The following is a 24,178-nucleotide window of genomic DNA, read 5'->3' on the forward strand; positions in this document are numbered from 1 at the left end:
TTTCCCGCGCCAGTTTCATACCGTATTTCAAAGTTTCGAAGACCCCCACTAAAGATCATGCCTGCGGCACTGGATTTTCCAGCGCCGCAGGCATGAGCTTTTTCTTCCGGCTTCCGGCTATTTCACCGGCTCCAAAGTCTTGGAGTAGACCGTCTCGCCCAGCCCATTGCGCAGGCTGACGGTGAACATATCCTGTTCATCCAGATCAACATGTCCGAAGAACTGGCTCTTGCCATCACGCGGCGACTGGTTGGAGACCGTACCGGCCAAAGCGAACTCCACCTTGGGTCCGAAGGTCCCATCCATCTGGTTTGGACCAAAGGATCCGGCATTGACCGGGCCTGCCACGAATTCCCAGAACTCGTTGAAGTCGCTGAAAGCGGCTCGTTCCGGTGAGTAGTGGTGGGCGGCGCAGTAGTGCACATCAGCGGTCAAGAAAACGACGTTCTTGATTCCCTTGTCCTTAATGGCTTTGAGCAGTCGCGCCAGTTCCAATTCGCGGCCAAGTGGTGCACCGTGATCGGCATTGGCGATGGATTCCTGCGCCTTGCCATCGGGCACGATAATGCCCAAAGGCAGATCGTTCAGAATCACTTTCCAGGTGGCCTTGGATTTGGACAGCTCGTCAACCAACCAGTTCAGTTGCTCTTCGCCGAGGATCGCAGTTTCCTTGCTTTCCTTGCCATCGGTGTTTTCCGACTTGAATGTACGCATATCCAACGCAAAAAGATCCAAGGCTGGACCGCGGGAGATCTTGCGGTAGATTCGAGCCGCCTCGAACCCGGTACCACCACTCATGGCCCGAGGGTTAGCAATCGGTTGGTATTCCTGCCAGGCCTGGCGCCCACGAGCTGCGAGGGTATTGATGTCACGTACGGTGTAGCGCTCATCGGTGATGGCCTCACCCGGCCACCAGTTGTTGTGGGTTTCATGGTCGTCCCATTGGGCAATGACTGGAACTTCGGCGTACATCGCTCGAACATTCGCGTCCATCATGTTGTAGCGATGGCGACCACGGTACTCGTCCAGGGTTTCGGCGACCTTGGAGACTTCCTCGGTCACCAGGTTGCGCCAGATCTGGCCGTCCGCTTCCTCAACCTCGGCAAGGATCGGACCGTCGGCGTAGATCGTGTCGCCGCTGTGAACAAAGAAGTCGGGCTTGGTGGCGTGCATCGCGACGTAGGCGCGCATGCCACCGATCTCCTCATTAATGCCCCAGCCCTGGCCGGCGGTATCCCCAGACCACACGAAGCTTTGGGCGCGGGATGCGTCATGGTTGCGACGGCCGGTTTCTGCAGGCGCCGTGGCGAAGGAGCCAGTAGTGGTTTCGCCGATAGTTCCGTTCTCATCTTCAAAGCCAATGCTGACCGAGAAACGAGTACCAGCCGGCAGCTGAGCGGCATTAATCTTTGCGGTGAAGTCCGTCGCCTCCGAGGCATGAGCCCCGCGCAGGGTGCGGACGAAGGATCCTCGCCCGCGAATAATCTGACCGGCTTCATCCACGGCACGCAACTGGGCACGCAAACGTCCTTCACCAGAACTGCGGGCCCAGAGCACCGCGCTATTGGTGGATACATCTCCCATGGAGAATCCGCTGGTCAGTCCCAAGCGGGAGCGGACCAGGCGTGGGCTGCCGGAGGCCAACGCGGCACCGGTAGGGCCGACAAGGCCGAGCGCTCCGGCACTCAAGGCTCCGGTGAGCAGGTTTCGACGCGAAATATTAGTCATGTCTTCCACTGTGGTGCCCGTGCTTAGCCAGCTTATGGCACCGAGATGAACATGAAGAAAAACCTCGCGGACTCGGTTGCCCAGCATCCCGTCTAGCTGCTGGCATACTGGTTCAATGAGCGATGAACGAGTCAACTCCGGCCCGCCTCCCGCCGACTTCCCGATCCCGGAAGCGGTGCGCTTAGCGGCCGGCACCGAAGCCATCGAGGGCGTGTGGCTCAACGCCCTGGGCGGGGCGACGTTCCGCATCGGACAAGGAGCCGATACCCGCTACGCCAAATGGTCGCCGGGCCCGATAATCCACCCGGAGATCGATCTTCGATCCGAGGCCCAACGCCTGCGGTGGGCCGGAAGCTACATACTCGTCCCCGAGGTGTTGTCCTTCCAGGAGTACTCCGAAGGCCAGTTGCTGCTCACCGCGGCATTGCCGGGATCCAGCGCTGTGAGCGATCGGAGCAAGAACGACCCGGAGCGTTCAGCTTATGCCGTCGGCCAGGGACTGAGGCAGCTGCATGATTCGCTGCCGGCAGGGTCGTGCCCGTTCAGCTGGGACCTCTCCTCCCGCATCGCTTCCCTTCCCAACGGCCAGCAATCCGCATTGCTCGCCGATGCCCCGCCGATAGATGCTGTGGTGTGCCACGGCGATGCTTGCCTGCCCAATACGCAACTGGATGCGAACGGCGACTTCTTCGCCCACGTTGACCTGGGCAAGTTGGGGGTCGCGGACCGGTGGGCTGATCTTGCCATCGCCGCCTGGAGCACCGAATGGAACTATGGTCCCGGCTATGAGCAATGCGTATATGCCGGTTACGGAATGGATCCTGACGAGGAAAAGATCGCCTTCTACCGGCGCATCTGGGATGCCACCTGACAGGGGTTTCTAGCGTGCCACGTAGCGGTGCTCCGGGCGTCCCCGGGTGCCATAGCCCAACTGGAGTTCCAAGGAATCGTTGGCCACCAGCGCCGCCAGATAGCGCTGTGCCGTTGCCCGGGCGACACCCACGGCTTCTGCCACCTCGGCCACGCTCATCGGCTCCGAGGCTTCCTTCACGCAGCTGAGCACTGCCTGCTCGGTAGGAGCGGCACCAACCGCCGGGGCGGCTTCCTCGCCACCTTGCAGAGCCCGGAAGAGCCGGTCGACTCCCTGCTGGTTGAACTCCGTCACCCCGGTCAGCTGCCGCCGATACCGGGCCCAGCCCTTGAGCTTGGCACTGAGCGTTTTGGCGTCAAAAGGCTTGATGATAAATGCCAGCGCCCCATGGCGGATGGCATTGGCGATATTCTTCGGCTCGGTGGCCGCCGAGATCATAATGGCGTCCACATCCAATTCACGCAGCAGCTCAATGCCGCTGACATGCGGCAAATACAGGTCCAGGAGCAGCAGGTCGGGCTTGAGCGTGCTCACGAGCTTGGGCACCATGCGAGGATCCTGGACTGGTTCCAAAGCCTGGAACCCCGGGATGGAATTGACCATCTCTGCGTGGAGGGCGCCAACACGAAAGTCATCGTCGACGATCATGACCTGGTAGTTTCCGGTAGCGGTCTCGCTCACGGCTTTGCTCCTTCGATCTCGTTGTTCTCGGGTGCGGTTGGTTCAACCAGCACCGCTGGCAGCCGGGCGGCAAAAACTGCGCCATCGCCGCCGCTGCCCGGATCAGCAATCCAGACATCTCCGCTGCGTGCCTGCGCCAGCCGCTTGATCAGCGGCAATCCCACTCCCCGGCCGTGTTCATTGCCCAGATGGGAACCAGTACTGACATCACGCGCGAAAATATCTTCGCTGGTGGTGATGCCCGGGCCGGAATCCGCCACCGCAAGGTGCAAAGTGGTCGCTTCGGAGAGCAAGTCTATTTCCACCCAGGGTTTGCCTTCGCCCCTCAGGGCGGCGGTGAAGGCGTTATCCAGAAGATTGCCCAGCACCGCGGTGGCGTCTTGGGCGTCGTGTGCGGAGGCAATCTGACCGAACAGCATCGACTGGCTCGACACTCGAAGCTCAATGCCCTGTTCATGAGCACGCACGGCCTTAGCTGAGATGAACGCCGAAAGATAAGCATCCTGGATAGCTTCCAGCCCAGGCACCTGCGCAATCTTCGGCCCGGTCTCCATGACCTCACGCAAATAGGCTTCAGCCTGCTCGATCTTGCCCAGATCAATCAACCCAAGTACCGCGTGCATGCGGTTAGCAAATTCGTGGCGTTGGGCGCGCAGGGCATCAGCCATGTCCTGCACCGCATCCAATTTGGTGCCCAAAGCTTCAATGGTCGTGACGTCGTTGAGTAGAACGACCTGCCCTAAATACATCCCGTCACGGTTCACTTCATTCACTCGAGCAATCAAAGAATTGCCATTGGCTTCCAGACGCACAGGAGCGGGATCTCGTTCCTTGATGGCCTTAACCAGCCGCGAGTCCAGCCCCGCCGACTCGAAGTGACGGCCCACCACATCTTGTATTTCGGTGCGATGCGGCAGACCTAAGAGCTGGCGGGCGGCCTTATTGCGCACGGTAATCCGTCGATCCGGACCAATACCCATCACACCTTCGGTGACACCGTAGAGCACTGCCTGCTGATCTCGCACCAACTGCGCAATTTCCGTGGGCTCTAATCCCAAGGTTTGGCGCTTGAGCCTACGCACGGTGATCTGCCCGGCAACCACTGCCAATCCCCCGGCCAACAAGGCCAGCAGCACGATCCAGCTAAAAGATTCTAAGAGGGCGCCGGTCAGCGACTGGGTGGGCACACCCACGGAAACTTCCCCGATCACTTGGCCGGTGGCATTTCGAACCGGGACCTTGGCACGTACCGATTCACCCAGGGTTCCGTGTTCCCTGGATACTGCTTCGATACCGTCCAATCCCACCGGGTCGGTGGACACCATCTTACCGATTTCCTCCGGATTCGGATGGCTCAAGCGCAGTCCACGATCCTCGGTAATGACCACAAAAGATGCTTGCTTCTGTGCCACTACGGCGTTGGCCAGCTTTTGCAGCCTCCCCTTGGCCAGCTCGTTTTCATCGAGGTTCTCGATAGCCGCATACCGAGTGACATCCTCAACAACCTCCGGGAGCACCGCAATAGACCTAGCAATAGTCAACGAGGTGTCTTCGGCCCGCGAATACACGCGGTCATAACTGGCATAAAGCGTTCCCGCGGTGACCAGGACGATGAGAACGCCAACGACGAGGAACTGCAAACGCATGATGCGCGATGCGAAGTGCCTCGAGCGCGGGCCAGAACGGAACATGCCACCCAGCTTAGACGCACTGCAAGCTCAACGCGATTTTAATGAGCAAAAAGATGGTTATGAACAGAAGCGTTCAATAAACAGCACAAGGCGCGCAACGTGAGCCAAGCCACGTACCTTGAATGGGTGCCCTGAAGACTTTGGGTGCCACAACGACGTACACTCACCGAAATGGAGGTCGGGGCAATGCTAGTTGCACTCGGATTCCTCATGGTCGCTACCTTTATGGCGCTGATCATGACCAAACGCATGACGCCACTTCTGGCATTGATTCTCGTCCCCACCATCTTCGGCCTATTCACCGGCGCTGGTTTCGGTCTGGGCGACATGATCATGGACTCCATCAAGGACATGTCCGGCACCGCAGCACTGCTGATGTTTGCCATCATGTACTTCGGCATCATGATCGATGTTGGACTCTTCGACCGCCTGGTCGCTGGCATTCAAAAGCTGGTTGGCAATGACCCAGCCAAGGTTGTTCTGGGCACCGCCCTACTCACCTCCGTCATTTCACTGGATGGCGATGGCTCCACGACCTTCATCGTGGTCACCGCAGCCTTACTGCCGATCTACCAGCGTCTGGGTCTGAGCCCCGTGGTGCTGACCTGTGTGGCCGGTTTGACCAACGGTACGCTGAACATCGTTCCTTGGGGCGGCCCAACCGCTCGAGCGGCTGCCGCTCTGAAGGTTGAAGCAGCGGACGTCTTCGTCCCAATGCTCCCTTCTTTGGGTGTCGCACTGGTAGTTATTGCCCTGTTCGCATGGCAGATGGGCGTGGCCGAACGTCGCCGCCTACAGCGTGAACGCCCTGAACTGTGGGGCACCGAATTCGGTGGCGGCAACATCACCTCCCCATCGGGCAGCTCTTCACCAGAAGGCACCTCCCCTGCTGGTGGCCACCTCGCCGTACTTGAAGCTGTAGGTCGCAAGGGCGACGGCACAGAAGCTGCCACCATGAACGGCACCGTACTAGACCCGAACCGCGACACCCTGCGCCCGAAGACTTTCTACTTCAACTTGGTGCTCACGGTAGCCATCATGGTGCTGCTGGTAGTTGACGTACTGCCACTGTCCTACCTGTTCATGGTGGGTACAGCGATCGCTCTGGTCGTGAACTTCCCTAAGGTTTCCGACCAGGTGAAAATGATCGCCGGACATTCCAGTGAAATCATCGCTGTGGTCTCCATGGTGCTCGGTGCTGCAGTACTGACCGGTGTGCTCTCGGGCACCGGCATGGTTGATGCCATGAGCCAGTGGTTGGTCGACATCATCCCTGACTCCATGGGCCCATACATGGCAGTGATCACCGGCTTGATCTCCATCCCGGCCACCTTCTTGATGAGCAACGACGCCTTCTACTTCGGCATCCTGCCAGTGCTCACCGAAGCTGGTGCACACTTCGGAGTTCCAGCAGTTGATATGGCTCGCGCTTCGATCACTGGCCAGCCAGTACACATGCAGTCCCCACTGGTTCCAGCAATCTTGCTGCTGGTCTCGCTGGCCCGCGTGGACCTGGGTGATCACCACAAGAAGGTTCTGTGGCGTGCCTTGGTGGTATCACTGGTCATGCTCGCAACTGGCGTAGTGTTCGGAGCTATCTCCATGGGCTAAAGCCCGCAAAACATTTTTAGTGCAGGTACGTTGATGCCCCGTGACTCTCAAATCCTTGAGAGTCACGGGGCATTGCACTTTAAGCAGTGAACCATGATGGAAGATAGTCCCACGGTGGGTCTTCACCCACACGTGAGTCGATCGCTTCACGCAGCAAATCCGCATGACCGGTGTGCCGACCGTATTCTTCGATGAGATCACAAATGATGCGGCGCACCGACGACACCTGGCCATTAAATTCCAACCCTGATACCGTATCAAGAGTGTCCGATTCAAGGCATCTATCTTGGATGATTCGACTAGCTGCCACGGTTTGGTCATACCGTTGATACAGCTGATCAGCGCCCTGCTTAGCATCAACAGCAAAAGGATCTTGGCCATTTTCGGTCAGCGCCAGGAGCACTTCGGGACGTTGGCCAGCAATGAGGTAGGTGAACTTTTCATCTTCTACTGCGCTCAGGTGCTGCAGTAGTCCTCCCAGACTCAACCCACTTGTTGGTATTCGCGCAGCGAGCTGCTCAATATTCAAGCCATCGCACTTGTATCGAAAGGTCACTCGAAGTCGATCCAGCATTGCGAATAGGTGTGCTTGCTCGCTTCCGAATAGGGGTGGTTCCCAACGTGGGAAGTCATCCATGGCTGTCTCCTAGCCTGAGTTGATGTGAGTTGAGGTACCAAAGTGGTCTCACAGAGCGATGAATTGAATAATGAGAAGTATGCCCCTTACCGCTACCGTCTTGGAAGCTTCCCAGTGGACGCCTTTGGCCGCCCACCATGAGGCTCGCGCGCGTGCCTTTGGTGAACCTTTCGTCGAGAGAAGGATGAAGGGCAAGAAGCATCCGATTGAGGATTTCCTTTTCACCTATTACACGCAAAAGCCTGGCCAGCTCTACCGGTGGCATCCTGGGATCGGTAAGGTGCTCATTGGTGAACAGGCCGGGGAACGCAGCGACTGGAAATTCTACCGTTCAGTTCAAACGCCCCATGGCCTCGGATACGAATTTGATGCCCACTCCTTTGTCCAGGCCCGTGCTCGCGCCATTGAGTTTGCCCGGATCATTTTGGCCGGCACCTCCGAACGTGCCGGAAATTTTGCGTGCTTCGGATTGCATGAGTGGGCGATGGCCTACAAATCTGAAGTTAATGGCATCCGCCATGAGTACTTGCCACTGCGCCTCGGTGCAACCGGCACCGACCAGGTGGTAGAAAGCGAAAAGATTCGCTGCACACACTTTGATGCGTTCCGCTTTTACACACCGCAAGCTGTGGAACTGAACGAACTGCAGCCCACCCGCGAAACCCAACGCGATCTCGAACAGCCCGCCTGTCTGCACGCCAATATGGACCTTTATAAGTGGGCCTATAAGCTCTCCCCCGCAGTGCCTAGTGAATTGGTGATGGATTGTTTTGAGCTCGCATGGGACATTCGCACCATGGACATGCAGGCTTCCCCCTATGACCTCGGCGACTGGGGGCATGAGCCGATTCGCATTGAGACACCTGCAGGTAAGGCAGAGTACGTGAGACTTCAAAAAGAGTTCGCGAACCGGGCCGACGTGTTGCGTTTGAAGTTGTTGGAAGTCGCTAATGAGCTGCCTTTAGCGCCAAATGACTAGTATTTGGCAGCGTCGCAACCCACAATAAGAAATATGAGGGTCCAACGTAAGGCACTGATCAAGAGCCCCGCACTGTTACTGGTGGCTCTGATCGTTTCCTGCGCCGCGCCATCGTCACAATCGCCAGAGACTCACCTACTAATCTCCTTCAAACCTGACGGCGCGAACATTGCTTCCGAATACATTTTGGATTGTTCGGGCGACCTCGTACTCGACACCAGCACTTTGCCGGCAGACGCTGACGTCTGCTCGCAACTCAATGAACAGGCAGCGGCCTTCACTGCGTCCCTGAATCCCGCCACACCATGTACTGAAATCTACGGTGGTCCGCAACGAGTTCAGATCACTGGAACGTTCAAACGACAGCCATTTGACAGTGAATTTTCGCGCACTAATGGTTGCTTGATAAACCAGTGGGAGAGAGTCTCTTTCCTCCTGGATTCTGGCTTCTAAGAGACGTAATCCACAATTTAGTTGCACAAAGCGACTACTATTAGAAGACTATGGATTTCTTCCTTCTGGTCATCGGATTATTGTTCGCCACTATTCTGATTGTCGGTGTCGGAGAACGGATTAAGTTGCCTTATCCGATCCTGATGCTGATTTTCGCGTCGTTAGCGGGCTTCCTCCCGTTCATGCCCGAGATGCATATTGAACCAGAACTAATCCTGCCGATCTTCCTGCCGCCGTTGCTTTTCGCCACCGCACAACGAAGCAGTTGGTCAGTCTTCCGCCTGCGCTGGAAAGCTTTGATACGGCTGGCGGTCGTTCTCATTGTGGTCACCGCCGGTACGGTTGCTACCACGGCGATGGCCTTCTCCCCGATCGCCTCCATACCTCTCGCTCTCGCGCTTGGCGCGATTGTCGCTCCACCTGACCCGGTGGCTGTAGATGCCATTGCCACCAAGGTGAAAATGCCACGGCGCCTGACCTCTTTGTTGGAAACCGAAGGTCTCTTCAACGACGCCATGGCCATTGTGATCTTCCAGCTGGCCGTTCAAGCCACCGTTGATAACTCCAGTGTTGGCCTTGAACTCATTCCACAGTTCCTCATCGGTGCTGCTGGAGCCGTAGTGCTCGGTCTTGGCATGGGTTGGGTCATTGGTGCGTTGAACCGCTTTGTTCCAAACCTCGCAGCGCGTAGTGCCGCCACCCTCGTGGCCCCCTATGCGGTCTACATGATCGCTGAAGAAGTTCATGTGTCGGGCGTGATCGCAGTGGTGGTCACCGCCTTGGAGATGGTCCGTCGTGACCGCCCGCAGGACTCGGCCGAACGACTGACTCGTCAAGCGTTCTGGGAAGTACTGGAATTACTCGCCACCGGTCTGGCTTTTGGCCTGATGGGGATCGAGATGAACCAGGTGATTCAGCAGGAAGGTAGCAACCTCATCAGCTACATTCCTGGCATCGCCGCGATCTGCTTCGTGGTGATCGCAGTGCGCGCTTTGTGGATGCTGGTTACGTACTACTTCCCTCACCGCAATAAAACCAAGATTCCAGCACGCAAGGATTCGCTGGTGCTCACCTGGTGTGGCATGCGTGGTCTAGCAACCCTGGCTCTAGCTTTGGCGTTGCCTCATGTCACGGCAGACGGGGCGATTATCGAAGAACGCAACTTTGTTGTGGTGACCGCCTGCGCCGTGCTGCTGTGCACTTTGGTGGTGCCGGGTCTGACTCTGCCAGCCTTGATGCGTGTGTTGAAGCTTCAGAATAATGAGCAGGACACCAAGCGTGCCCGTCGCGCCTTGGCCCGTCGTGCCGAAGCGGTGGCTATGTCGACCCTACGCAAGAACGTTGATTTGCAGGAACTACCGGAGAACTATCAGCAGGCCGTTCGCCGCCGTATGAACTCCTTGCATTCGATCTTGTCCAAGGACCCAGATCCCCACGACGCAATCTCTGATGAAAAGTACACGCAGATTCGCGCCGTCATTGCTAAGGCAGATTCGATTCAGGCCATCGCATTGGATGCGGCTCGCGACGAGTTGCTCAAGGCACGTCGCGAACCGAATATTGATCCGCACCTGGTGGACGAGATAGTAGTTCGCTTGGACCGGCGTACCGCCACCTTGGACCGCTAGGAGTTCTTTCGCTCCAACTTGACCATGACCTCATAGTGGTCAGTTTGCGGGAACATATCCATTACTCGGGCAACCTGAGGCGTGTAATTTTCTAAACGTTTCAGGTCCCGGGCCAAGGACTTGGCATTGCAGCTTGAGTAGATCAGGTGCTGCACATCTGACTCATTTAGCCACTGGGAAAGTTCGGCGGAAATCCCGCGACGCGGAGGATTCACAATAACTGCGTCCGGTGCCCAGCCGGCGTTCACCGCAAATTCGGTGGCATCCGAAGCAACAAAGTGAGCGTCGTTCAGACCCATAGATTTTGCGCTGATATTGGCAGCGGTTACGGCCTCTGGGCTGGTTTCAATTCCGTAGACGGTCCGCCCCTCGCCAGCGGCGTGCAAGGCAAATCCACCGACGCCGCTGTACAAGTCCCACACGCTTTCAGGGTCCACATCATCAATCCACTGTCGTGCCTGGCGATAGAGTGCGGCTGCGATTTCGGTGTTGGTCTGGAAGAACCCCTGGGGGCGTAGGTGCATTGGCACACCATTAAGCCCAAATTCCAAGGTGGTGCGACGGGTAAGGATAATTTCTTCCTCACCTTCCAGTACGGCCTTGTGTTCGGGCAGGAAATTGACCGAAACCACGCTGTGATGCGGGAGCTGTTCGAGGAACTGCGGCAACGAATCGCGCAAAGCTACAAAGTGTTTTTTGGTTCTTAAAACCCAACGCACCATCACCGCACCGGTGTCCGAGAGTGTGAGAATGACGTGCTTGAGTTCGCCCTTGCGCTTAGGCACGTCATAAGGGATGAGTTTGAGTTCTTTGATGAAACGCTCAATCACCGGCAGGAGCGCACGCAAAGTTGGGGCAATTACACCGCAGTTGCGCAGGTCCACTCCATGGCCTTCGGTATCAAGGATTCCGATAGTAGGCGCATCGGTAGTTCCAGAGATCACCATCTTGGCTTTGTTTCGGAAGCCCTGCTCATTGCTGGGTTGGGCAGGCAGGAACTTCAATGTGTCGAATTCACCCAGCAAGTGTTGGCAGTCCTCAACTTTTGCTTGCAGCTGCTGGGCGTAGGGAACCGTCATTTGCGTGCAGGAGCGGCAACGGGAGGCAGAGAAGTAGAGGCATTCCATGATGTCTACGATTTTAGCGAAGATCTACTACAACGAACGCCAAGAATTTTTGGCGCTGATTGACCGTAAATTTTCAGTTTCAGGCGATAAGCTCACAAAGGAATCGAAACCCTGCACCTTAAAACCGGCAACGGATTTTATTGTTGCGGGGTGAGCACGTCAAAAGAATCGTGAAAGGAAAGATGGCACTTCGAACCGGACTCTCCACACCTCGCCGTGGCATCGCGCTCATTGCGCTTCCTTTGGCCGCCTCAATTGGTGCCTTATCCGGTTGTGCTTCCTCATCACCGCAGGCTCAAGAGGCACCTTCGAGCATCCCGGCTACCAGTGGTTCACCTACCGCGACGCCATCTGAGAGTTCCGCATCAGACTCTTCGACTTCCGCCCCATCCTCGGCATCATCCTCGAACGCGGCAACACAGTCAGCAACTCAAAGTTCGGCTGCAGCTTCGTCGACTGCCAGCGCTACAGCTCCCACACTGAGCAGTGCTCCGGCCAGCACTGCTTCGGCTACCCTGACTCCCACGCCAAGTAGCGCAAGCTCACAGAGCACGCTATCTCCCTTGGCTTCCGGCGCAGCCTCTGGTCAAACCCTGCAATCAGTCGACAGTGCGCCAGCTGCGGTGCCGGCCGAATCAACGAAACTATTTGCTGCCATCAAGGCCAGCAACCTTAAAGACGTCAAAAAGATCCTAAAATCCGGAGTAAATCTCGCGGTCAAGGATAGCTCGGGGCGCACCGCGCTCATGCAGGCGGTTGTTGCTAAAAATCATCCGATCGCTAAGGCGCTTTTTGATGCCGGATCTAATCCGAACGTCAAAGATAACTATCAGGATTCGCCGTTCTTGCGTGCCAGCGCCAACGGCCAAACCGCTGCCCTTGAGATGTTCATCAAGGGTGGGGCCAACGTTCAAGAGGTCAACCGCATGGGTGGTAGCGCCTTGACCGTTGCCAGCGAAAACGGTCAGATCGGTGCGGTGCGGATTCTATTGCGCACCGATATCAACATTAATCACGTCAATGATCTGGGCTGGACTGCGTTGCATGAAACCATCGTGCTGGGCCAAGGAACCAACACCTCGGTCAAGATCGCAAAATTGCTCGTGTCCAATGGAGCCGATCCGACGTTGAAGGATCGCACCGGCTCCGATGCATTCAAGATGGCTCGCGAACGCCAGCAAGCTCAAATGCTTGCCATGCTGCAATCCACCAGTCGACGCTAATTTTTACGGCTCTCGAATTCACAGCGCGTCAACGTAAAACCACGCACCATTTTCGCGAACAAAAGTACTCACCTCATGTTGCTGTGCGTGCTGCATTCCTTCGAGGTAATGCGCCGAAAATTCCACGACTCCTCGGCTAGCAGTGGCTCCGCCTGCACGACTGGAAAGGATTTCAAGGCCTTCCCAGCGCATCTGCGGATCCAATTTCAGCTCTTTAGGGCGCGTGCTTTCATGCCAGGTCGCCAGCAGGTAGTCCGTCAATCCCAATACAAAAGCGCTGTAGCGCGAACGCATGAGCTGCTGTGCGGTCTCTGGCAGTAACGATGCGCTGGTACGTCCGTCATGAAACGGTTGGCAGCACTGGTGATAGCTGAGCTTCACAGTATCCAGTACGCGGCACGGACACAGTGTTTGACTAGAGTTTTTCACGCTTTCAGAATACGCTCCTGTCAGCATCTTGCCTCCCGTGAGCCAAAGATCACATGACTTATATCTAGGGATATCCCCGCGATCACGCATAGGGTCGTTTTCCCCATCACATTCACGGGTAGACTGTTAGGGCAAGCTCGCGGAGCGCCAAATCCCCCTGGTGTGAGACGGCATCTCCGTGTGGCATTTAACTTAACCTCGCCAACAGGAGATATGCCGGATGCCCCGCATCGTTGTAGATGTCATGCTCAAGCCAGAAATCCTTGACCCTCAGGGCAAGGCCATCGCGGGAGCACTTCCCCGCTTAGGCTTCACCTCCTTCGAAGCTGTCCGTCAGGGCAAGCGCTTTGAACTCACCGTGGACGGCGAGGTGACCGAAGAAATCCTTGCTCAGGCTCGCGAGGCAGCAGAAACCCTGCTTTCCAACCCGGTGATCGAAGATGTCGTCAACGTTGAGGTAGTCGAAGACTAATGAGCACCGAACTCCCCCTGATTGGCGACTACAGCGCGCCATCGAATGAACTTTCAGGAGCGCGCATCGGCGTGGTGACCTTCCCGGGCACCCTTGATGACCGTGACGCCGCTCGTGCCGTGCGTGCTGCCGGTGCCGAAGCTGTGTCCCTGTGGCATGCCGATACCGACCTGCAGGACGTTGACGCAGTAGTAATCCCTGGCGGATTCTCCTACGGTGACTATCTTCGTGCCGGCGCGATTTCGCGCTTTGCTCCGATGATGGCCAAGATCGCCGACGCTGCGAACTCCGATGCCAAGCTGCCTGTATTGGGTATTTGCAACGGTTTCCAGATCCTTACCGAGTCGCACCTTTTGCCCGGTTCGATGATCAAAAATGACCACCTGAAGTTCATCTGCCGCGACCAGCTGTTGCGCGTGGAGAACAACCAGACCGCTTGGACCAATGGTTTTGAGGCTGGTCAGGAAATCACCATCGTGCTCAAGAACCAGGACGGCCAGTACGTGGCTGACGAGAAGACCCTCGATGAGCTCGAAGCTGAGAACCGCATTGCGTTCTCCTACGTGGGCTGGAACCCCAACGGTTCACGCCGTTCGATTGCTGGCGTGAGCAACAAGGCTGGCAACGTGGTGGGCCTTATGCCTCACCCGGAGCATGCCATTGAGGTTGGTTTTGGCCCGGATGCTCGTGGCACCGATGGCCTCACCTTCTTCACCAGCGTTCTGACCCACCTTGTTGGAGGAAAAAAGTGAGCCAGGAAGTCACCAAAGAATTCAACATCGACACCGTCGAGAATGCTGCGGCCACCCCAGATGTAGAACTGCCATGGGCAGAGCTGGGTCTGAAGGACAACGAGTTCGCTGAGATCGTAAAGATCTTGGGCCGTCGTCCCACCGCTGCAGAATTGGCGATGTACTCGGTGATGTGGTCCGAGCACTGCTCGTACAAGTCCACCAAGAATCACCTGCGTCAGTTCGGTGCGAAGGTCACCGAAGAGATGAAGAAGGACCTGATGGTCGGCATGGGCGAAAACGCCGGTGTCACCGATTTGGGCGACGGCTGGGCCGTCACCTTCAAGATCGAGTCGCACAACTCGCCTTCCTACGTCGAGCCATACCAGGGTGCCGCGACCGGCATCGGTGGCATCGTGCGCGACATCATCTCCATGGGTGCCCGTCCGATCGCCGTGATGGATCCACTGCGTTTTGGCGCGATCGACCACGAAGACTCGCAGCGCGTGGTGCACGGCGTGGTCTCGGGCATCGGTGGCTACGGCAACTCGCTAGGCCTGCCAAATATCGGCGGCGAAACCGTGTTTGATCCGATCTACCAGGGCAACCCACTGGTTAACGCACTGGCTGTTGGCGCGCTGCGCCACGAAGATTTGCGCCTGGCTAACGCCTCAGGCGTGGGCAACAAGGTTGTGCTCTTCGGTGCACGCACCGGTGGCGATGGCATCGGCGGCGCTTCGGTGCTGGCTTCCGAGTCCTTCGATGACACCAAGCCTTCCAAGCGCCCTGCCGTACAGGTCGGTGACCCATTCGCTGAGAAGGTACTGATCGAGTGCTGCCTGGAACTGTTCAAGGCTTCGCTGGTTGAAGGTATTCAGGACTTGGGTGCCGCAGGTATTTCCTGTGCAACCTCCGAGTTGGCTTCCAACGGTGAAGGCGGCATGCAGGTTGAACTGACCGACGTGTTGCTGCGCGACTCCACCCTGACCCCGGGCGAAATCCTGATGTCGGAGTCCCAAGAACGCATGATGGCCGTAGTGACCCCTGAAAACGTTGAGGCGTTTGAAGCGGTCATGGCTAAGTGGAACGTTGAATACTCCTGGCTGGGCGAGGTGACCGACACCGACCGTTTGATCATCACCTGGAAGGGTGAGGTCATCGTCGACGTTGATCCTAAGACCGTGGCCCACGACGGCCCGGTGTACGATCGCCCGTACGCACGTCCTGAATGGCAGGATGCCCTGCAGGCAGATACGTTCAAGTCCTCGTCGGCTGGCCAGAACCTGCCAGCTACCGGCGATGATCTGAAGGCTGCCGTGCTGGAACTGATCGCTAGCCCGAATATGTGCGATAAGTCCTGGATCACCAACCAGTATGACCGCTACGTTGGCGGCAACACCGCGCTGGCCGCCCCGGATGATTCCGGTGTGGTCCGCATCGACGAGTCCACCGGCTTGGGTGTGGCCATCGCTACCGATGCCAACGGTCGCTACACCTTCCTGGACCCATACGCCGGCGCCCAGCTGGCACTGGCTGAGTCCTACCGTAACGTTGCTACCTCCGGTGCGATCCCTGCGGCTGTCTCGGACTGCTTGAACTACGGTTCCCCAGAGGATCCAGCCGTCATGTGGCAGCTGGCCGAGGGTATCCGCGGCTTGTCGGATGCTTGCATGGTTCTGGGTGTTCCAGTGACCGGCGGTAACGTCTCGCTGTACAACCAGACCGGCGACAAGCCGATCCACCCAACTCCTGTGGTTGCTACCCTGGGTAAGTTTGATGACGTCGCTCGCCGCACCCCATCGGGCTGGCGCGAAGAGGCCGACGGTCAGGCAATTTACCTGATTGGTACCACCAAGGATGAGCTGGATGGTTCGGAATTCGCAAACCTGCGCGGTCACCTCGGTGGCGTGCCACCGGTAGTTGATCTGGAAGCAGAGAAGGAACTGGGCGCGATCCTGATCAACGCTAGCCGCGATGGCATGATCGATGCTGCGCACGACCTTTCCGAAGGCGGCCTGGCAGCTGCTTTGACCGAGATGGTTCTGCGCTTCGGCGTGGGTGCTCGTGTGGCTCTGGACGAGATCAAGGAGCGTGACGGCATTGATTCCTTCACCGCACTGTTCTCTGAGTCCCAGGCTCGTGCCTTGGTTGCCGTTCCACGTAGCGAAGAAGTTCGCTTCAAGGACATGACCAGCGCACGCGGTGTGACCGTGGCTCGCCTGGGCATCGTTGATGCGCAGTCCGGTTCCTTGGAAATTCAGGGCGAGTTCACCGCATCGGTGGATGAGCTTCGCGAAGCTAACGAAGGCACCATGAAGAAGTACTTCGGCTAAGCCTTAGTCTCTAACTCGTTTGCGGCCCGTCTCCCTTTCGGGGAGGCGGGCCGCATGTGTTTGACCGCCGACGCTGATCTATCCATCCCCAAATGCGTCGGCGCCTATACTTGGTGGAGTCCATTCTCCTTTTGAACTTCGTGAACGGAATAACTTGAGCAATAGTATGAATACAGCCTCACGCGTGATGAAGTTTCTCGGTGTTGGCGGTTTCTGTTTCGTAGTGACGCTTGCGGTGAACTACCTGCTTAAGTACCTGTTTCTGGCCGACCATCCAACGACAGCATTCCTCATTGCCAATTGTGTGGCCACCGTGGTTTCGTACGTGCTCACCCGCCAGGTCACTTTTAATGATCGCAACACCACCTTCCGCAAAAGAGTTCAGATCGCCGGGTTCACCGTGGTTTCGGCCATCGGCATCGTGATCAACTCAGCTCCGCTGTACGCCTCGCGTTGGATTTTTGGTTTTCACGCTCCTCAGGTGACCTTCTTGGAACAAGAGATCGCTGACTTCATTTCGGGCCCGATCATCGGGACCCTACTGGCCATGGCTTTCCGCTGGTGGGCACTGCATAAGTTCGTTTTTCCTTCCGATGAGAAAGAACCACTCAAAGTGAAGCAGCCGGCCTAAAGACGACGTAAACCATCCAGTTGGTCCACCCGGTCACACTTGAACAAATATAGTTGACACGTCAATAAACTCGAGTCATGATTGACGTATCAACCTACTTAGTGAGAGGTCATGGTCATGAGCAACAGCGAAACCATCGAGTTTGGCATCGACACCTTCGGTGACATCCCTAGCGGCGCCAACGGAGAACTACTCTCTGCAGCCCAAGGTATCCGCGCCACCGTGCAGGAAGCTGTTGTGGCTGATCAAGCCGGGGTGGACGTCATTGCCGTCGGTGAACACCATCGCCCTGAATATGCCATCTCCAGCCCAGAAACAGTACTGGCAGGCATCGCCACCGCAACCGAAAACATTCGTCTAAGTTCCGGTGTCACCGTACTGTCCTCGGATGATCCAGTCCGCGTATATCAGCGCTTCGCCACGGTGGACGCACTGTCCAATGGTCGCGCTGAAGTCATGCTCGGCCGTGGTTCTTTCACCGAGTCCTTCCCACTCTTCGGCCACGACATGGCCGACTACGAAGTCCTCTTTGACGAAAAAATCGACCTCTTCCATAAGCTTCTCGACGAGAAGCCGGTCACCTGGCAGGGCACCAAGCGTGCACCGCTTACGGACATGGACGTCTTCCCAAAAACTGAATCCGGACGCCTCAACACCTGGGTAGGTGTTGGCGGTTCGCCACAATCAGTGATCCGTACCGCGCATTATGGGTTCCGTATGATGCTCGCCGTGATTGGTGGTTCGCCAGAGCGCTTCGCACCGTACATTGATCTCTACCGTCAGGCCAATGAACAGTTTGGACACCAGAGCACCCCTGTCGGCCTACACTCCCCCGGATTTGTGGCAGACACCGATGAGCTCGCCCGCGAATACATGTTTGACGCCTACAAGGAACAGCGCGACCGGATCGGTGCCACCCGTGGATGGCCAGCCATGAGCCGCGAAGAATTTGAACACGAGGTCAGTGACGGGTCCTTGTACGTCGGCTCCCCAGAAACCGTGGCCCGCAAAATCGCCAACACCATCAACACCCTCGATATCGGCCGTTTTGACCTGATCTATTCCGGCGGTGCCGTAGATGCCGGGGCACGCCTGCACGCCGTAGAGCTGTACGGCCAGAAGGTTATCCCGCTGGTGCGCGAAATGCTGGCCGAAAAGCCAGTTGCAGCCAGCCGCTAGTAGAACCCGAGGAGGAAAATCATGACAAAGAAAACTATTGGCATTCTTGGTGCCGGCAAGATCGGTACAGCACTGGCTCGACTTGCCGTGCGCGCAGGTCATAAGGTTCTCATTTCCGGTTCTGGTGATCCGGCTCCAATTGCCTTGACCATTGAGATCCTTACCCCGGGTGCTATTGCCGTTGACCCTGTCACCGCCACCCGTGATGCAGAAATTATTTTCCTTGCCCTGCCCCTAGGAAAGTACCAAAGCATTCCGACCGAACATCTAGGCGGCAAGCTGGTGATTGACGCCATGAACTACTGGTGGGAAACCGACGGGATCCGCGAGGACCTCAACGGCCCAGAAGTCTCCACCAGCGAACTGATCCAAGACTTCCTGCCTAGTGCGCGCGTGGTCAAAGCCTTCAATCACATGGGCTACCACGATCTTGAAGATGAATCACGACTCGAAAGCGAGAGCGAACGCAAGGCAATTGCCGTGGCTGCAAATGACTCAGCAGATCTCGACGAGGTGGCAGGCCTGGTAGATTCGTTCGGTTTCGACCCGCTACCCATTGGTGCGTTGGCTGAAGGCAAGAGACTTCAGCCAGGACAGCCGGCCTTTGGCGCTAATCAGCCGAAGACAAAGCTGGCTGAACTCATTGCGTCAGCCAGCGTGAACGCTTCCGCCTAGTTCGAGGCCATACGATGAGCAAGTGTCATGCCTCCGGCTTGCTCATCCGGGACTCGTCCTAGCGCACTTCGCCGAGTACCTCATTTATAGCTTCGGTCGAGGACGGGTGCGTGAAGATCTGATCCCGCAATTGGCTTGCCGTCATTGACTGTCGCATCGCGAGGGCCACCAGATTGATCACTTCTTGAGAATCTACGTGCATCAGCGCAGCACCCAAGATTTGATCATTTTTCGCATCAACGACGAACTTGATGATTCCCCGCGGGTCACCAACGATTTTTGGTCTAGGCATTGCAGCTACGGCGGCCACCTTCTTCACGGCGGTCTTGATGTCCGCCCCTTGGCCCTTTGCCTGATCTTCGCTCAGTCCCACCCGCGAGAGCGGTGGCGTGCAGAAGATGGTGTACGGCACAGCCACCCGGTCTTTGGTAGTCCGGCTTCCATCGCCCAGCAAGTGATTGGCCAATACCCGATAATCATCAAGAGACACGTACGTGAATTGTGGCCCACCCGTGACATCGCCGAGGGCATACACGCCCTCGGCGCTGGTAGCCAGAAACTCGTCCACCACTATTTCACCGCGCTCACCAACCTGTACTCCGGCGGCCTCAAGATTCAACGTCCGGGTCGCTGGAACTCTGCCGAGAGCGATGAGCACCGCGTCAGCAGAAACCTGCTGTTCATTTCCTGCGACGTCATAGCTGACTGTTGCTGATGTCGAGTCCTGCGCTATTTTCGTGACCTGAGCTTGACTGACGATGGCCACGCCGGCGTCGTGAAGGCAGGAGAGTACTTCGCTGGCCACGTCGGCATCTTCTTTGGACAACGCACGCTGCCCACGGTCAAGCACGGTGACCTTACTGCCGAACTGACCAAACATTGAGGCAAATTCGATACCTACGTAACCGCCACCGACAACTATCAGCGACTTCGGCAAGGGCGCATGTTGAATACTTGTGGAGTCGTGCACTCGCCCACCGGTTTCAGCACCCTCGATGTTCGGGACAGCTGGTTGCGCCCCGGTATTGATAACGATGCGTCGGGCGCTGAGCACAAGTTCTTCATCCCCGCAGCGCACCTTGATAGTTTTAGGTCCGCTGAAGCTTGCGTGGCCAGTGAGGACCAGCACGGAGTCCAAGTCGTTGAGCATCGAGTAATTCTTGGCACGCAACTTCGTGGTGAGTTCGTCGCGACGTTGCACGGCCGCCTCAAAATATTTGGCATCCGGGATGTTGCTGCCGTGCTGCTGCGCATCGTGAATCAGCGTCTTGGTCGGAACACAGCCGATATTGATACATGTACCGCCGTACATTTGGTCCGATTGCTCAATGATGGCTACTTTCTCACCGGATCGGGCTAGGGCTCCGGCCAGCGTTTTACCACCCTTGCCCCAACCGATAACGATGGTATCGAGCTGATCAGCTAATTTTTCGGTACCCACATTCGTCCCCTTTGCCCATGCTTCCATCTCTCAACTTGAGTCTGGTCGCAGACCGATAGCCGAGTCAACAGCAAAGCAGCCCGTCTCTATAGGGAAACGGGCTGCCTGCAGTAAGTAATGAGGGTGCTAGATCTTCTTCACGATGGAAGACTTCAGTTCCATCTGACCGAAGCCATCAACCTTAGCGAAGATGTCGTGGTCACCAGTGCCCTGAACCAAGCGAATATTGCGCACCTTGGATCCGGCCTTCAGCGCGCTCTGGGCACCCTTGACCTTCATAGTCTTGGTAATGCTGACGGTATCCCCGTCATGCAAGACGTTACCTACGGCGTCCTTGATGACGGTTTCGGTTGGTGCCGATTCCTCAGTTTCGGCGTTCCACTCATGCGCGCATTCAGGGCAAACCAGCAACGCATCAAGTTCTTAGGTGTACTCGCTGGAGCACTTTGGGCACGGAGGCAAAGAATCAGACATGGGGCTAATTCTAGTTACTCAGAACTGGCATTTTCGAATGGATCGAATATCGAACAGCCCTAGTCCAAGGCCGTACATCAAGCTATTAAAAACTTCTTGGGCTAAGAGCTGCCTTCGGCTTTATAACCACTTGTTTTGCACACCATCTTGCGCTCATACTCACACATAGGAGCTGATTCTTGCGATAGCTAAGCTAAGGGGCACAACATGTCTAAGCACTACAAGCACCGCGGCTACTCGGCCTCGTTCTCTGTCTCCCCCAAAGAGGGATTGACGCTAGAAATTCTAGCCCTAGCTGAGAAAGCTGGAGCTAAAGCCGGCTACGCCGTGGCCAAAGAAGAACTGTATCGAAATATCTCCTCGAACCAGTTCCTCACCGAGCAAGAAACTGATGAACTCCTTGCAGCAGCCCACCGCGCCGGGGCAGCTGCTGCGTTACTGGCAGCACGCAAGGTGCTAGAGAAAACTCTCCGCACTTCGTTCAGTCATCAGCATCGGTCGACAGCCCCTGACCTACTGGGATCCACGGACCTAGAAACTTCGGCCGCCACCCACGAAGAACCACTGGCGAAATACTCGCCACCTTTGGGTTTACTTGATACCCCACGAGCCACGGTCGATCAGCATGTTTTGACGATTACCCGCGTGGAACGTCTGAATAATCAGCTAGTCCGACTCATCGCCGGCGCTCCTAATCTCGATGGATATCGTTCCAATTCTGCGCTGGATGAGTACGTCAAGGTTTTTGTCGCCGACCCATCCCTGGGCCTTACTCCTCCCTATGATGTGCGCGCTCTGCGCCATCGACTGCCTCGTGAACAGGTACCTCGTTCCAAGTCATACACTGTACGTTGGGTCGACCCGCTACTGAACGAGTTGGCCATAGATTTTGTGGTGCATGGTGAGCCTGGAACGGTCGGCTATTGGGCCAGCTTGGCACAGCCGGGCGATCCCTTAGTCATCTCGTCGGCTCGAAGCAAGGCCTCGCTATCGCTGACCGCCGACTACTACGTACTCGCCGCTGATGAAGCGGGCCTACCTGCCATATCCAAAGTATTAGAGGCGCTTCCATCCGATGCGGAAGGGACTGCGCTATTGGAGGTAGCCGATGACCATGCGACGTTTGACGTGAAACATCCAGAAGGCTTTGTTATACGCTGGCTGTCTAGAGATGCAGTACCCGCAGGCAAAAGCAACGTTCTGCCCTTAGCACTCCAATCGCTGCCCCTTCCCGCTGGGCAAGTGGGCGTCATTGCGCACGCCGAACGGTCCACGATCAAGGCCATTAACCGAATTACCGAGTACTGGCATCTGAACAAGCGTTCGTCCCACATTTCCTCGTATTGGACGCTGCGCGAAGGCCGGTTGCGTCGGTAGCATCCGAGGGCAACCACCTATTCGAACCAGTCTTTAGCTTAGAAGCGCTGGACTGAAGACTGTGAGCAGTGCTGATGCAAAATTCTGCGCCAGCGCCTCAAGGGCCGACGCTCGTCTTCGCAAAGGGTGCCGTCGGTTCCCTGATAGTGCCGTCAACGCAGCACTAGTCGTAGAGCGCCAGTTCAAAGATCCCACGCGTCTGGGGCGAAGGTTGATGGCTAACCGTCAATTCACTTCCCCGAGGTGCCTTAACTTCGAAGCTGGTCTCGTGAGCAGGAATGCCGCAATGGACCGATCCCTGAACCACCTCCTTACCGTTCAGTGAAATTTGAACTAAGACTTCGCCCATTCCTTGGCAGGCATATTTGACGAGATTTTTTGTTCCGTACTCAACACGTGAAGTCAAAATCTCCACCGGCACCCCTGCTTGAGCACCAAATTGGAAGGTATTGGCCGTGCTGACCGCGGATTCGTAGCCATGGGCTTCGAAAATGTCTTGCCCGATTTCGTCGGTAGTACTTAGGAGCAGATCCATCTGGCGGATCGATTCTCCAAAGCTGATCATGATGGGCAGGATAGGTTCGCCGAATTCAGGCGGGTCGTTCTCGTCGCCTGTCCCTTGGAATGTTTCAACTTGACCGCCACCATCAGTGTTGCTCTGAAGCGACGGCTCCTGCGGACGTTTGAGTTGCGAGACAGGAGTAGTGCAGGCGGTCATGCCCAAGAGTAAGGCAAGGCAGAGGGGCGATAGGACTGCGTGCTTCATGGCACCTCCAGATGACCCACTACATTGTTTCCACCGAGCTTATGTCAACAGTTCTGGACAAACAATGCCTATCAATACTCATCTCACCAGCGTTTTCATATCGATCTCACACTTGAACACGGCGAAAAGCCAACCAAATAGTCCGGCGCACTTCATATAGTTTCTTACGGGACACTTTCCGCCCTAACCACCAACCCCAGGAGTCGTACCACCGCATGCGTTTGCTGCGTCGCACCCTTGCCCTTGCTTTTGTTGTTCTATCGCTGACCCTGAGTAGTTGTGCCAGCTTAGATTCACTGGAACTATCCCGTGTACCCGATGCCAACGCGGCTCCGTCCACTAATACCGCCGCACAACGAGCGGACTATTCAAAAGCCCTAGACCTACTGGCCGATATCGACATCAAGGGACGCGCACCAAAGACGGGGTATGAACGGGAGAAATTCAGCAAAGGCTGGAAAGATCCGGACCACAACGGTTGCGATGCGCGCAACGACATTCTTGGACGCGATCTAGTTGACGTGAAGTACAAGTCAAAAGCTAAACAGTGCGTTGTGCTCAGCGGTATTTTCCATGATCCGTATACCGGTACAACTATCAATTTTGTTCGCGGGCAGAACACCAGCACTGCGGTTCAGATTGATCACGTGGTTGCATTGTCTGACGCGTGGCAAAAGGGCGCACAAAAGTGGAGCAAGGAAGAGCGGTTCGAATTTGCTAATGACCCTCTGAACCTCATGGCCTCGGATGGACCGACCAATAGTTCAAAGAGCGACAAGGACGCTGCATCCTGGTTGCCACCGAACAAGAGTTTTAGATGCGAGTATGTTTCGCGTCAGACTCAAGTCAAGGCGAAGTATGGAGCATGGATGACCAAGGCCGAGCATGACACCATCGAACGGCTACTCACCTCTTGCACAAAATAAACTTCGGCGTACCCCATCGACGCAATGAAGCTCAACGAAAGTGGAGATAAATCCTCCTAAAGGACTATAGTCAAATCGATGGAGCTCTGGCAGTATTGATGTTATTCAAAGCAAT

24 protein-coding genes are annotated in these 24,178 nt (G+C 56.5%); 15 read left to right on the forward strand and 9 right to left on the reverse strand.

From position 1 onward, the window contains the following. Window positions 1-117 precede the first annotated feature (117 nt). Entirely contained in the window at window positions 118-1,728 is a 1,611-nt protein-coding gene (locus FJV47_RS12580) for an alkaline phosphatase (RefSeq protein WP_159613550.1), read from the reverse strand. A gap of 76 nt (window positions 1,729-1,804) precedes the next feature. Here FJV47_RS12580 and FJV47_RS12585 point away from each other — a divergent pair, with 76 nt between their 5' ends. After that, window positions 1,805-2,599, forward strand: coding sequence for an aminoglycoside 3'-phosphotransferase (locus FJV47_RS12585; protein WP_235026452.1), 795 nt, complete (start codon window positions 1,805-1,807; stop codon window positions 2,597-2,599). A 9-nt stretch (window positions 2,600-2,608) separates the two neighbouring features. On the opposite strand, the gene FJV47_RS12590 is transcribed toward FJV47_RS12585, so the two are convergent. Together FJV47_RS12590 and FJV47_RS12595 are read right to left on the reverse strand one after the other, a co-directional pair. After that, window positions 2,609-3,280, reverse strand: coding sequence for a response regulator (locus FJV47_RS12590; RefSeq protein ID WP_159613552.1), 672 nt, complete (start codon window positions 3,278-3,280; stop codon window positions 2,609-2,611). Then, window positions 3,277-4,971, reverse strand: coding sequence for an ATP-binding protein (locus tag FJV47_RS12595; protein ID WP_159613554.1), 1,695 nt, complete (start codon window positions 4,969-4,971; stop codon window positions 3,277-3,279). The genes FJV47_RS12590 and FJV47_RS12595 overlap by 4 nt, the downstream gene beginning before the upstream one ends. 186 nt (window positions 4,972-5,157) lie before the next feature. On the opposite strand from FJV47_RS12595, the gene FJV47_RS12600 reads away from it, so the two are divergent. Then, on the forward strand, window positions 5,158-6,582 hold the full coding sequence (locus FJV47_RS12600) for a CitMHS family transporter (protein ID WP_159613556.1): 1,425 nt from the start codon (window positions 5,158-5,160) through the stop codon (window positions 6,580-6,582). Window positions 6,583-6,661: 79 nt separating this feature from the next. Here FJV47_RS12600 and FJV47_RS12605 read toward each other — a convergent pair whose 3' ends face one another. After that, on the reverse strand, window positions 6,662-7,219 hold the full coding sequence (locus tag FJV47_RS12605) for a DUF664 domain-containing protein (protein ID WP_159613558.1): 558 nt from the start codon (window positions 7,217-7,219) through the stop codon (window positions 6,662-6,664). A 79-nt stretch (window positions 7,220-7,298) separates the two neighbouring features. Here FJV47_RS12605 and FJV47_RS12610 point away from each other — a divergent pair, with 79 nt between their 5' ends. From FJV47_RS12610 to FJV47_RS12620, 3 genes are read left to right on the forward strand one after another with little or no spacing between them, the layout of a single operon-like run. Next, window positions 7,299-8,198: a 3-methyladenine DNA glycosylase gene (locus FJV47_RS12610; RefSeq protein WP_159613560.1), complete on the forward strand. Its 900-nt coding sequence runs from the start codon at window positions 7,299-7,301 to the stop codon at window positions 8,196-8,198. A gap of 33 nt (window positions 8,199-8,231) precedes the next feature. Further along, the gene (locus FJV47_RS12615; protein WP_159613562.1) at window positions 8,232-8,651 is read left to right on the forward strand and encodes a hypothetical protein; all 420 of its coding nucleotides are present in this window, start codon (window positions 8,232-8,234) and stop codon (window positions 8,649-8,651) included. A gap of 50 nt (window positions 8,652-8,701) precedes the next feature. Continuing rightward, window positions 8,702-10,279, forward strand: coding sequence for a sodium:proton antiporter (locus FJV47_RS12620; RefSeq protein ID WP_159613564.1), 1,578 nt, complete (start codon window positions 8,702-8,704; stop codon window positions 10,277-10,279). On the opposite strand, the gene rlmD is transcribed toward FJV47_RS12620, so the two are convergent. After that, window positions 10,276-11,406, reverse strand: a complete 1,131-nt coding sequence (gene rlmD / locus FJV47_RS12625) for a 23S rRNA (uracil(1939)-C(5))-methyltransferase RlmD (protein WP_159613566.1) — start codon at window positions 11,404-11,406, stop codon at window positions 10,276-10,278. The genes FJV47_RS12620 and rlmD overlap by 4 nt on opposite strands. Here rlmD and FJV47_RS12630 point away from each other — a divergent pair. Next, a complete protein-coding gene (locus tag FJV47_RS12630) occupies window positions 11,405-11,560 on the forward strand; it encodes a hypothetical protein (protein ID WP_159613568.1) in 156 nt (51 codons plus the stop codon). The two genes, rlmD and FJV47_RS12630, sit on opposite strands and share 2 nt — an antisense overlap. 28 nt (window positions 11,561-11,588) lie before the next feature. Continuing rightward, entirely contained in the window at window positions 11,589-12,629 is a 1,041-nt protein-coding gene (locus FJV47_RS12635; protein WP_159613570.1) for an ankyrin repeat domain-containing protein, read from the forward strand. A gap of 18 nt (window positions 12,630-12,647) precedes the next feature. Here FJV47_RS12635 and FJV47_RS12640 read toward each other — a convergent pair whose 3' ends face one another. Continuing rightward, window positions 12,648-13,058 carry a YchJ family protein gene (locus FJV47_RS12640; protein WP_235026453.1) on the reverse strand — a complete coding sequence of 137 codons (411 nt, stop codon included), beginning with the start codon at window positions 13,056-13,058 and terminating at the stop codon, window positions 12,648-12,650. Window positions 13,059-13,278: 220 nt separating this feature from the next. Between FJV47_RS12640 and purS the strand changes: the two genes are divergently transcribed. From purS to FJV47_RS12670, 6 genes are all read left to right on the forward strand, one after another. Continuing rightward, complete coding sequence (gene purS / locus FJV47_RS12645) at window positions 13,279-13,530, forward strand: phosphoribosylformylglycinamidine synthase subunit PurS (protein ID WP_022875422.1); 252 nt, start codon at window positions 13,279-13,281, stop codon at window positions 13,528-13,530. Next, a complete protein-coding gene (gene purQ / locus FJV47_RS12650; protein ID WP_159613574.1) occupies window positions 13,530-14,282 on the forward strand; it encodes a phosphoribosylformylglycinamidine synthase subunit PurQ in 753 nt (250 codons plus the stop codon). The genes purS and purQ overlap by 1 nt, the downstream gene beginning before the upstream one ends. After that, window positions 14,279-16,594: a phosphoribosylformylglycinamidine synthase subunit PurL gene (gene purL / locus FJV47_RS12655; protein ID WP_159613576.1), complete on the forward strand. Its 2,316-nt coding sequence runs from the start codon at window positions 14,279-14,281 to the stop codon at window positions 16,592-16,594. Before purQ ends, purL begins: the two co-directional genes overlap by 4 nt. Before the next feature lie 166 nt (window positions 16,595-16,760). Continuing rightward, window positions 16,761-17,225, forward strand: a complete 465-nt coding sequence (locus FJV47_RS12660; protein ID WP_159613578.1) for a GtrA family protein — start codon at window positions 16,761-16,763, stop codon at window positions 17,223-17,225. A 117-nt stretch (window positions 17,226-17,342) separates the two neighbouring features. Continuing rightward, a complete protein-coding gene (locus FJV47_RS12665; protein ID WP_159613580.1) occupies window positions 17,343-18,404 on the forward strand; it encodes an LLM class flavin-dependent oxidoreductase in 1,062 nt (353 codons plus the stop codon). Window positions 18,405-18,425: 21 nt separating this feature from the next. After that, window positions 18,426-19,079 carry an NADPH-dependent F420 reductase gene (locus tag FJV47_RS12670; protein WP_159613582.1) on the forward strand — a complete coding sequence of 218 codons (654 nt, stop codon included), beginning with the start codon at window positions 18,426-18,428 and terminating at the stop codon, window positions 19,077-19,079. Between the two features lie 58 nt (window positions 19,080-19,137). Here FJV47_RS12670 and FJV47_RS12675 read toward each other — a convergent pair whose 3' ends face one another. Both FJV47_RS12675 and FJV47_RS12680 read right to left on the reverse strand, forming a co-directional pair. After that, entirely contained in the window at window positions 19,138-20,520 is a 1,383-nt protein-coding gene (locus FJV47_RS12675; RefSeq protein ID WP_235026454.1) for an FAD-dependent oxidoreductase, read from the reverse strand. A gap of 126 nt (window positions 20,521-20,646) precedes the next feature. Further along, window positions 20,647-20,931 (reverse strand): zinc ribbon domain-containing protein YjdM, encoded by a 285-nt coding sequence (locus FJV47_RS12680; RefSeq protein ID WP_235026455.1) that lies wholly within the window; start codon window positions 20,929-20,931, stop codon window positions 20,647-20,649. A gap of 270 nt (window positions 20,932-21,201) precedes the next feature. Between FJV47_RS12680 and FJV47_RS12685 the strand changes: the two genes are divergently transcribed. Next, window positions 21,202-22,371, forward strand: a complete 1,170-nt coding sequence (locus FJV47_RS12685; protein WP_159613586.1) for a siderophore-interacting protein — start codon at window positions 21,202-21,204, stop codon at window positions 22,369-22,371. Window positions 22,372-22,534: 163 nt separating this feature from the next. Here FJV47_RS12685 and FJV47_RS12690 read toward each other — a convergent pair whose 3' ends face one another. Further along, complete coding sequence (locus tag FJV47_RS12690) at window positions 22,535-23,137, reverse strand: hypothetical protein (protein ID WP_159613588.1); 603 nt, start codon at window positions 23,135-23,137, stop codon at window positions 22,535-22,537. A 215-nt stretch (window positions 23,138-23,352) separates the two neighbouring features. On the opposite strand from FJV47_RS12690, the gene FJV47_RS12695 reads away from it, so the two are divergent. Further along, window positions 23,353-24,063, forward strand: a complete 711-nt coding sequence (locus FJV47_RS12695) for an HNH endonuclease family protein (protein WP_159613590.1) — start codon at window positions 23,353-23,355, stop codon at window positions 24,061-24,063. The last annotated feature ends 115 nt before the right edge of the window (window positions 24,064-24,178 follow it).

The sequence above is a fragment of the Glutamicibacter sp. JC586 genome (genome assembly GCF_009805585.1).
Taxonomy (GTDB): Bacteria; Actinomycetota; Actinomycetes; order Actinomycetales; family Micrococcaceae; genus Glutamicibacter.

Bases quoted from the DNA above. Each gene is read 5' to 3' on its own strand.
- FJV47_RS12580 (WP_159613550.1), bottom strand. From the start codon at position 1,728: ATGACTAATATTTCGCGTCGAAACCTGCTCACCGGAGCCTTGAGTGCC.
- FJV47_RS12595 (WP_159613554.1), bottom strand. From the start codon at position 4,971: ATGTTCCGTTCTGGCCCGCGCTCGAGGCACTTCGCATCGCGCATCATG.
- FJV47_RS12600 (WP_159613556.1), top strand. From the start codon at position 5,158: ATGCTAGTTGCACTCGGATTCCTCATGGTCGCTACCTTTATGGCGCTG.
- FJV47_RS12605 (WP_159613558.1), bottom strand. From the start codon at position 7,219: ATGGATGACTTCCCACGTTGGGAACCACCCCTATTCGGAAGCGAGCAA.
- FJV47_RS12610 (WP_159613560.1), top strand. From the start codon at position 7,299: ATGCCCCTTACCGCTACCGTCTTGGAAGCTTCCCAGTGGACGCCTTTG.
- FJV47_RS12615 (WP_159613562.1), top strand. From the start codon at position 8,232: ATGAGGGTCCAACGTAAGGCACTGATCAAGAGCCCCGCACTGTTACTG.
- FJV47_RS12620 (WP_159613564.1), top strand. From the start codon at position 8,702: ATGGATTTCTTCCTTCTGGTCATCGGATTATTGTTCGCCACTATTCTG.
- FJV47_RS12630 (WP_159613568.1), top strand. From the start codon at position 11,405: ATGATGTCTACGATTTTAGCGAAGATCTACTACAACGAACGCCAAGAA.
- rlmD (WP_159613566.1), bottom strand. From the start codon at position 11,406: ATGGAATGCCTCTACTTCTCTGCCTCCCGTTGCCGCTCCTGCACGCAA.
- FJV47_RS12635 (WP_159613570.1), top strand. From the start codon at position 11,589: ATGGCACTTCGAACCGGACTCTCCACACCTCGCCGTGGCATCGCGCTC.
- purS (WP_022875422.1), top strand. From the start codon at position 13,279: ATGCCCCGCATCGTTGTAGATGTCATGCTCAAGCCAGAAATCCTTGAC.
- purQ (WP_159613574.1), top strand. From the start codon at position 13,530: ATGAGCACCGAACTCCCCCTGATTGGCGACTACAGCGCGCCATCGAAT.
- FJV47_RS12660 (WP_159613578.1), top strand. From the start codon at position 16,761: ATGAATACAGCCTCACGCGTGATGAAGTTTCTCGGTGTTGGCGGTTTC.
- FJV47_RS12665 (WP_159613580.1), top strand. From the start codon at position 17,343: ATGAGCAACAGCGAAACCATCGAGTTTGGCATCGACACCTTCGGTGAC.
- FJV47_RS12670 (WP_159613582.1), top strand. From the start codon at position 18,426: ATGACAAAGAAAACTATTGGCATTCTTGGTGCCGGCAAGATCGGTACA.
- FJV47_RS12685 (WP_159613586.1), top strand. From the start codon at position 21,202: ATGTCTAAGCACTACAAGCACCGCGGCTACTCGGCCTCGTTCTCTGTC.
- FJV47_RS12690 (WP_159613588.1), bottom strand. From the start codon at position 23,137: ATGAAGCACGCAGTCCTATCGCCCCTCTGCCTTGCCTTACTCTTGGGC.
- FJV47_RS12695 (WP_159613590.1), top strand. From the start codon at position 23,353: ATGCGTTTGCTGCGTCGCACCCTTGCCCTTGCTTTTGTTGTTCTATCG.